Origin of the sequence: Chimaeribacter arupi (assembly GCF_002858805.1) — a bacterium.
GTDB lineage: Bacteria > Pseudomonadota > Gammaproteobacteria > Enterobacterales > Enterobacteriaceae > Chimaeribacter > Chimaeribacter arupi.
Window position 1 is genome coordinate 138,300 of sequence record NZ_PJZI01000006.1, and the last position, 8,068, is coordinate 146,367.

At 51.8% G+C, this 8,068-nt stretch carries 9 protein-coding genes and 1 pseudogene; 4 read left to right on the forward strand and 6 right to left on the reverse strand.

The features are described from left to right. Positions 1–55: 55 nt before the first annotated feature. Positions 56–355: a hypothetical protein gene (locus CYR52_RS05780; RefSeq protein WP_101828167.1), complete on the reverse strand. Its 300-nt coding sequence runs from the start codon at positions 353–355 to the stop codon at positions 56–58. Positions 356–682: 327 nt separating this feature from the next. Here CYR52_RS05780 and CYR52_RS05785 point away from each other — a divergent pair. Further along, a pseudogene (locus tag CYR52_RS05785) lies at positions 683–808 on the forward strand (flavodoxin); the annotation flags it as partial. A gap of 22 nt (positions 809–830) precedes the next feature. Next, a complete protein-coding gene (locus tag CYR52_RS05790) occupies positions 831–1,895 on the forward strand; it encodes an alpha/beta hydrolase (protein WP_101828168.1) in 1,065 nt (354 codons plus the stop codon). Between the two features lie 249 nt (positions 1,896–2,144). On the opposite strand, the gene CYR52_RS05795 is transcribed toward CYR52_RS05790, so the two are convergent. After that, positions 2,145–3,053, reverse strand: coding sequence for a LysR family transcriptional regulator (locus tag CYR52_RS05795; RefSeq protein WP_175578990.1), 909 nt, complete (start codon positions 3,051–3,053; stop codon positions 2,145–2,147). Between the two features lie 100 nt (positions 3,054–3,153). On the opposite strand from CYR52_RS05795, the gene CYR52_RS05800 reads away from it, so the two are divergent. Beyond that, positions 3,154–4,269, forward strand: coding sequence for an FAD-dependent monooxygenase (locus CYR52_RS05800; RefSeq protein ID WP_241522392.1), 1,116 nt, complete (start codon positions 3,154–3,156; stop codon positions 4,267–4,269). Between the two features lie 206 nt (positions 4,270–4,475). Here the strand turns inward: CYR52_RS05800 and CYR52_RS05805 are convergent, their stop codons facing one another. From CYR52_RS05805 to CYR52_RS05815, 3 genes are all read right to left on the reverse strand, one after another. Further along, on the reverse strand, positions 4,476–4,769 hold the full coding sequence (locus CYR52_RS05805) for a DUF1330 domain-containing protein (protein WP_072929266.1): 294 nt from the start codon (positions 4,767–4,769) through the stop codon (positions 4,476–4,478). Between the two features lie 75 nt (positions 4,770–4,844). Next, on the reverse strand, positions 4,845–5,915 hold the full coding sequence (locus CYR52_RS05810) for an aldo/keto reductase (RefSeq protein ID WP_101828170.1): 1,071 nt from the start codon (positions 5,913–5,915) through the stop codon (positions 4,845–4,847). A gap of 27 nt (positions 5,916–5,942) precedes the next feature. Next, the gene (locus CYR52_RS05815; RefSeq protein ID WP_072929262.1) at positions 5,943–6,524 is read right to left on the reverse strand and encodes a flavodoxin family protein; all 582 of its coding nucleotides are present in this window, start codon (positions 6,522–6,524) and stop codon (positions 5,943–5,945) included. A gap of 116 nt (positions 6,525–6,640) precedes the next feature. On the opposite strand from CYR52_RS05815, the gene CYR52_RS05820 reads away from it, so the two are divergent. Then, positions 6,641–7,546, forward strand: coding sequence for a LysR family transcriptional regulator (locus CYR52_RS05820; protein ID WP_101828171.1), 906 nt, complete (start codon positions 6,641–6,643; stop codon positions 7,544–7,546). Between the two features lie 157 nt (positions 7,547–7,703). On the opposite strand, the gene CYR52_RS05825 is transcribed toward CYR52_RS05820, so the two are convergent. Next, positions 7,704–7,940 carry a hypothetical protein gene (locus CYR52_RS05825; RefSeq protein WP_101828172.1) on the reverse strand — a complete coding sequence of 79 codons (237 nt, stop codon included), beginning with the start codon at positions 7,938–7,940 and terminating at the stop codon, positions 7,704–7,706. Between the last annotated feature and the right edge of the window lie 128 nt (positions 7,941–8,068).

An 8,068-nucleotide genomic window follows, 5' to 3' on the forward strand; every position in this document is an offset into this window, starting at 1 on the left:
AGCCAGCCTGTTGTGCTCATGAAGCCCGGTTCGCCGGGCTTCATGCTGCTGCCGGTTACCGTTTGCCGCGCTCCACCGAGGCTGACCAGTTAAAATCACTGACTTCACTTGCCGTCAGCGCTGAGGGTTTCTTTTTCCGTACCGGCTTTTTGGCCGCTTTCGCTTTCTCTTTCGCCAGTTTCTCAGCCATCACCGTTTCCCTGGCCTCGGCAATCAGCTCTTTCTCTTTCTTGCTGTCCGGCGCTTTGCCGGTGCGTAACTGATATTTTTGTACCCGTTCCCTGACCATCTCATCCACGGCCAGCCGCTCGTCAGCCGTAAACTGATCGATTGAAATCATCTTTTTATCTTTCATCGCGTTCGCCTAAGAGTGAATTGTCCTGCCCAGCTTAGTGGATAGCCGCCCCACTGAGAACCAGAATCAGACTGATGAGCCGCTTTCATAGCGGCTATGCGCGCGCAAGGGATTATCTCCCGGCCGGTTCCCCTTAGGATACCCCTCTTTCTAACGCCGATTTTCGTTTTCTTTTTTATGAACAGCATCCGTGCTGTTGCCTCTGTTCACCTTCCATGGGTTAAGAAAAAGGGATCCATCATGAGCCGTCAACCAAACTCGCTTTCCCCTGATACCTCCCCACCGATGCCGGGACGCCGCAAACAGCTGATGGCCGGGTGGTGTACCAGCGGCGATATCCTTGCCCGTCTCGCCCCAACTGCCCGCCGGGAAAAACCGCTGGTCATTGAATGCGACCAGGAGCGGAGAACCACAGAAACGGTCACCCGTTGGTTAGAGACGATACGCGGCTGATTTTTTATAAGAGGAAATTACATTGAAGACACTTTTAAAAACGCTGGCCATCTGCGTGATGGCGGGTGGCCTGGTGGCTCAGTCGGTATATGCCGCGCCATTGGTTATTCAGGAACAGGGAAGCTTTTCTGCTGGTGGCACCATCATCACTGCACCGGGGACGTTTGACGCGAAAAAGCCGCTGGACTCTGCCGGTCAAACTTATCATGGCGATCATGCGTCTGTGTTCTACCAAATCCCGGAGAATCCGCATAAATACCCTATTGTCATGTTGCACGGTGCAGGTCAGTTCTCCCGTACCTGGGAAAGCACCCCGGATGGCCGCGAAGGGTTCCAGAACATCTTCCTGCGTCGTGGCTTCTCAACTTATCTTGTCGATCAGCCGCGTCGGGGCAGCGCCGGGCGCACGACTGTGGAAAGGACTGTTACGCCAAAACCGGATGAGCAGATGTGGTTTAACCAGTTCCGCGTTGGTGTGTGGCCTGAGTATTTTAAAGGCGTTCAGTTCTCTCACGACAAAGAAGCCCTGAACCAGTACTTCCGTCAGATGACCCCGAATACCGGGCCGTTTGATATCAAGGTTATCTCCGGTGCGATGTCCGCCGTCGTGGACAAATCCGGCCCGGCTATCCTCTTCACCCACTCTCAGGGGGGCGGGCCAGGCTGGTACACGGCGATGAAAAACGACAAGGTCAAAGCCATTGTCGCCTTCGAGCCTGGCAGCAGCTTTGTCTTCCCGGAAAAAGAACTCCCAGCCCCTATGCCAAGTGCGTTCGACACGCTGAAAGGTGAGCCTGTGCCGATGGAACAGTTTATGGCGCTGACTAAAATCCCGATTCTGATTATTTACGGCGATAACATCCCGGATAAGCCTGTTGCCATGCCCGCACAGGACAGTTGGCGGGTACGGCTGGCGATGGCTCGTGAGTGGCGTGACGTGGTGAACAAGCATGGCGGGGATGTGACGGTTACGCACCTGCCCGAGATAGGAATCAAAGGGAATACCCACTTCCCGTTCTCTGACCTGAATAATGTGCAGATTGCTGATTTGGTGAGTCAGTTTTTGAAGGAAAAGGATCTGCAATAGAAAACGGTAGTAGTGAGCCTTTATTAGTGAAGGCTCACTATAAGCATCGGCTTTATCAAAAAATAAAATGGGAACGTGATGGTCTGCTTTGAGCGGGAAGCAGACGTTCAGACGGCACATTTAAATCGAGATGTTTTCAACAAAAGGCGTAAGTCAGCTTAGGGCAGCTATATGGAAAAAGCTTCGCCTTTAAAAAATTTCGCCAGCTTTTCTTTTCACGTGGTTCAATGTACTGGATTGCTTAGTCAATCATACTGCTCCCTTACTGGGTATACCCAAATGGGCAATAGCCCATTGCAGGTGTTCCAGAAATGCCTTCACTTTGACCTGTAGATATTTTCTGCCGGAATAGAGCGCGTATAGCACCAGATCTTCAGGTTCGAGATTACAGTTAATTTTAACAAGGGAGCCGTTGTTGATTTCTGATTCACAGGCATGAAGAGGCAAAATGGCGAAACCAAGTCCTTTTAGCGCCGCGGCCTTGGCCATCTGTCCACTGTTCACCTTGTAACTGGACTGCACCTGGACGGTTTGGTTCTGTTTGAATCGCCAAGGCATTCCCTGGAGCACCGACATACTCGTAATGCAGGGGATTTTGGTAAGTTCATCAACCGATTGTGGTGATGGATGACGTTCCAGAAGTTCGGGTGCGGCTACCACACAGCTCGGCCAGCGCAGAATTTCTCTGGCGACCCAGCAAGAATCTTCCAGTGGTCCACGTCCAAAGCGCAATACCAGATCGAATCCATCCAGTAGTCCCTCTGTTGGATCCAATTGTGTGTCACAACTGAGCTGTATTTGTGGATGCCGAATGCAGAAGTCAGCGAGAATGTCTGCCATGAATGGAAGGTCTGGTGTAATGATCTTCAGGTGGCCTGATAGTGAATCACCAAATAGTGATACTTCCTCCAGAGCATGATCCAAAGCGTGTGTGAGCGGCGTGATGGATTGATACAGCAGCTTCCCGGCTGCGGTTGGCATTATCTTACGCGTCGTGCGCTCCAGCAGCCGCACATGAAGTTGTTGTTCAAGTAAAGCGATATGTCGACTGACATTGGATGATGGCAACTGAAGCTGGTCTGCCGCGAGCTTAAAACTCAACTTTTCATAAACGGCCTGAAAGCAGATCAGCCACTGCATTTCTAATTTCTCAATCATTAATTATCCCAAAAAATGAGATTAACAAAACTATAATTCCATATTTATCACTAATCAGGTGGTCATTACAATTTCTATCAGGTTTTGTAATAGGGAGGAAATGATGACCAGAACTAAAAAAATTGCCATTGTAGGTGCTGGGGTTGCTGGAATGGCACTGGCTATCCTCGCAACCAAACAGGGCCATCAAGTCAGTCTGTTTGAACGTGGCAGCAACGTGTCTTTTATGGGAGCTGGTGTGACATTATGGCCCAATGCCATGTTCGTCATGCAGAAGATGGGACTGGACAAAAAGGTCATGCAAGTGGGTGGTACGCCATGCATGATGCGCCAGTTTGATCAGAATGGTCTCCTTCAGACGGAGTTCGATATTTTAGCAGTAAATTCACTGTGCAATTTTCCCAGTGTGACAGTTTTACGGCGTGAGCTGATGAGCTTACTGGCCGGTGCGTTAGATAATTTAGGTAGGGAGATTACGTTCAATTGTTCAATCACCGCAGCAGACGTGATGAAGTTGAGCCAAGAATTTGATCTGGTAGTTGGAGCCGACGGGCGTATGAATTCAATCGTCCGCCAGACATTGTATGCGGAGAAAGCCACTCCTCGTTATCATGGCTTTGTGAATGTAATAGGTGTGGGAAGACAACAAAAGGGTAACTTTAACAACGCTATAGATGACTTTCGCGGTCAAGGTGAGCGTTTTGGAATCGTCCCAGTGAATAATGGGTGGTGCTATTGGGCAGGAGCGTGGAGCGCTCCTATTGACAATGAACGTCCCCGGGCGCATTGGTGCGAAGAGTTGCATCAGCGTTTTCGGGACTGGCCTGCTCCTGTGCAGAATGTACTGCTGTCATGTGATAGCACATCAGTTAATTGCATTTTTGTTCATGACATTGATCCTCTTCCCTTTTGGCATCAAGGCAACGTCTTAATGATCGGAGACGCGGCTCATGCTTCCTTGCCGACATCTGGGCAGGGAGCATGTCAGGCGCTGGAAGATGCATGGCATCTTACTCGCTTACTGAAGGGGACTGATGATCTGAAGAGTGCTCTGCAAGGCTTTTACCAACAGAGACATATCAAGACCTCAGCAGCACAGTTAGTTGGAAGACAATTCGCTGAGAAGATTTTTTCTGAACAACCTGAACCACTGCTGCCTGCATCCACTATTTCCACTGCAGAACTCAGCCGGTTTTGGATGCAAGGGTTGACGTAGTTAGCCTTTTGAAATTAAGTCGTAGGGATTCGGTATGCCTGTATGTCAGCAAAATACTCATTGGTGCAATGTTTTGATAAGCACTGGCCTGCTCTCCGATAATTAATGCAGCGCAGAACTAGCAACGTCCCCTTGTGGCACTTAGCGGACTGATACTCAGTCTGATGTCCGCTTTGAGCGAAAAGCGGACACGGTCGTTCATCCTGTTAAAGGTTGGCCCCTTCAACCAACACAAAGGTGCCGGTCGCCGCGCCTGCCCGGATTAATCTGGCTGCCTGATAGTCAGGACTCTCATAAAAACGTTTGGCCTCGGCAAAAGAAGCAAATTCAAAAATGACATGTCGTTCATGAGATTCTCCCTCAAGGTTTTCATACTGACCGGACCAGGCAATGATTTTTGGATTAAAAGCCTGCATGGCTTCCCCGGCGGCCCGGGCATAGTCAGCATAGGCAACAGGATCTGAGACCGTCACATGAGCGATTAAATAACCTTTATTCATCTCTTTTTATCCTTCATCAAGGGGAGTGTAGACCCGCATAAACACATAAACAGGCGCGCGCTTACGCCGGAGAGTTTAAAGACGTTGGGTTGCATGCTGTGCCGTTGAGGGAAAAGGTCGCGGATAGCGTTCCGCATCCTGATGTTCGATCATCCATCCCGGATAGTGCGGTGACAGTGCGCTTATCGCATCAAGATGTGCCAGCTCTTCCGTGGTCAGGACAACGTCTGTCGCCCCGAGATTCTCCGTAAGCTGGTCGCTCCGCTTCACGCCAATAATGACGCTGGTCACACCGGGCCTGGCGAGTAGCCATGCGAGGGCGATCCTGCTTACCGATACCGCGTGTTTGCCGGCAATGTCGCGCATTTCGGCGACGCATCGCCAGGCCAGATCGCGATCGACGGGCGGGAAATCGAATTGACTACGGCGGGCATCACTTTCCGCTGAGGCACCGGGGCCAAATTTCCCGGAAAGTAAGCCGCCCGCGAGAGGCGACCAGACAAGGAGCCCCATCTTCTCTTCGCGCACCAGCGGGACTAACTCCCTTTCTACGTCGCGCCCGGCAATGGAGTAATACGCCTGAAGCGTCTCGAACCGTGTAACGTGAAGCGCTTCACTCAGACCAAGCGATTTTCCCAGCTTGCCGGCGGCCCAGTTCGATACGCCAACATACCGGACCAGTCCCTGCCGGGTGAGATCGTCAAGCGCGCGCAGTGTTTCCTCAAGGGGCGTCACCGGATCGCTCGCGTGTATCTGAAACAGATCAATATAATCGACCTGCAATCGCTCCAGGCTCCGCTGCACTGAATCCATAATATGCCCGCGTGACGCCCCCTTATCGTTAGGGCCGGGGCCCATCACCCCGCCGGTTTTGGTGGCGAGGATGATGTCGCTGCGTGTCACGCCAAGCGTTTTGAGTGCTGCCCCCGTGATGCGCTCAGACTGGCCGAAAGAGTAAATATCAGCCGTATCAATAAAGTTGATGCCGCCCGACAATGCCTGCGCGATGAGCTGGTTCGCTGCGTCCTGGGCTACCGCGCCGATGGCGGACCACCTGCCCGCATCTGCGTTGCCGCCCAGGGTCATGGTGCCGAGACACAATTCAGAGACGAACAGGCCTGTTCGGCCAAGTTGATTATATTTCAATGGATTAGACCTGTTTTATTTCATGGGTTATGCGTTGACGGGGTGAAACCGCGCGGCGATATTTGCGACACGGGCGCCATAACGGCGCGCCGTTTCGAGGTCACCGGAAGACATCTCTTCGGGCGAGGCGTCAGCGGGGGTTTGTGCCATTGGGCCGATATTGGAGCCCATCCGGTTAAGGTCATCACGCAATGACGCTTTGGTATTCGAGGATTTGATGTCCATGTTGACCCAGATACCGCCGTGCTGACCGGCGAGCAGAAAGAAATAGGCCAGGGTATTCAGCTTGTCGCCATTGATGCTGGCGCTATTGGTAAAGCCGCCGAAAATTTTGTTCACCCACTTCCCCTCAAACCAGGGTTTTGACGAGGCATCGGCAAACTTTTTGAACTGCCAGCTGGGCCCGCCCATATAGGTGGGTGACCCGAACAGAATGACATCTGCCTCGCTGAGTTTTGCCCACCCCTCCTCAGCAATATTTCCTTCGGCGTTGATAGCGATCAGCGTGGCACCGGCGCCTTCAGCCACGGCGGCAGCCATCCGTTCCGTATGCCCGTAGCCAGAGTGGTAGATAACCACGGCGTTAATGATTTTCAGGGAATGAGACATGTTGATAGCCTTCAGTGAACGTTATGCGGGATACGCGGTGTAAAAGCAGTCTATTAAGTACTACTATCCGCATAAACCACCCAAAAAATGACACACTGTTACCCTGAGAATGAACAATGAAGAATCTCGATGCACTGCTCATTTTTGCGCGCGTGGCAGAAATGAAGAGCTTTACTCAGGCGGCCGACAGTCTGGGCATCCAGAAAGGACGAGCCTCAATGGTGGTCCGCGAGCTTGAACATGATGTCGGCGCAACCCTTCTGCACCGGACAACACGCACCGTGCAGCTGACAGAAGATGGGCGGGCTTTTTACTCGCGCGCGCGTGATCTGTTGTCGGAAGCAGAAGAACTCCGGTCAATGTTCAGTGATGACGGTATGCCCTTGAGGGGGCGGCTGCGTGTGGATATGCCTGCTGTGTTGGCGCAGAGCGTGGTGATTCCGGCTCTGCCGGCGTTACTCGACGCGCACCCTGAACTGGAGCTGGAGCTTTCAAGTACTGACCGCCGTGTTGATTTGGTGCTGGAAGGGTTTGACTGCGTGGTGCGTCTGGGCCCCATTGTGGATGAAACGCTTATTGCCAGGCCTTTGGGGCATCTGCGCATGATCAATGCGGCAAGCCCGGCCTATTTTGAACGCTTTGGTGTACCGGCGTCGCTCGATGATCTTCTCACTCAGGGGCACCGGATGGTTCACTACATGCGAAATTTTGGCTCGAAGCCTGATGGATGGGAGTATCCGGCAGCCGGGGGCTATCAGTCGCTGATGTTACCGGGCGCAATAAGGGTCAATAGCGTGCCGGCTTATCATGATGCGGGGCTGGCGGGTTTGGGCTTAATTCAGGGCGGGTATTCCTCGCTCTTGCCACATATTAAACGCGGCGCCCTGGTTGAGGTGCTTCCCGATCTCCGCCCACAGCCACTCACTGCCTCATTTGTCGTCGCGCACCGGCGCAATTTATCCAGGCGTGTAAGGGCTTTTATGAACTGGACAGAAGAAATTTTAAGGCCTTACTTTGACTGACTTCAGCGGTAATTTTACGGCAGACAAAGTGAAGCGGGCGACGTTCGCTCCTGGCACAGAGCAGCCTGACGAATGCCAAAATGTCCGCTTTGAGCGAAAAGCGGACGCCGCGAAGATATCAGAATACCGAGCGACTATGTTTTGGGGGTTGTACTTTTTATTCCCATCCCATTTCTTTGTAAGTCTTACTATCCTGTTCAGGAAAATCAGTTTGATATTCTCCCCAGTTACGGAACGCGTAATATTTTTTCATTGCTTCTAGGTGGGAATCTGCGTCACATGTCCACACTAACCTGTAGTCCGGATCTAGCAATTTACGAGCAGATTCTCCCCGTGAACCGGCAAGACAAAACAAATCTAAACTATCTTCGTTTGTCCATAGCTCATGCTTCATAATTTTGTTCCCATGAACTACTCCCCCTAAATTAAGATATTGTGACGCTATCCACGTCCGCTTCTGGCACAAAGCGGACTGACCTCAGGTAAGGTCCGCTATGAGCAAGAAACGTATATATGCTTATG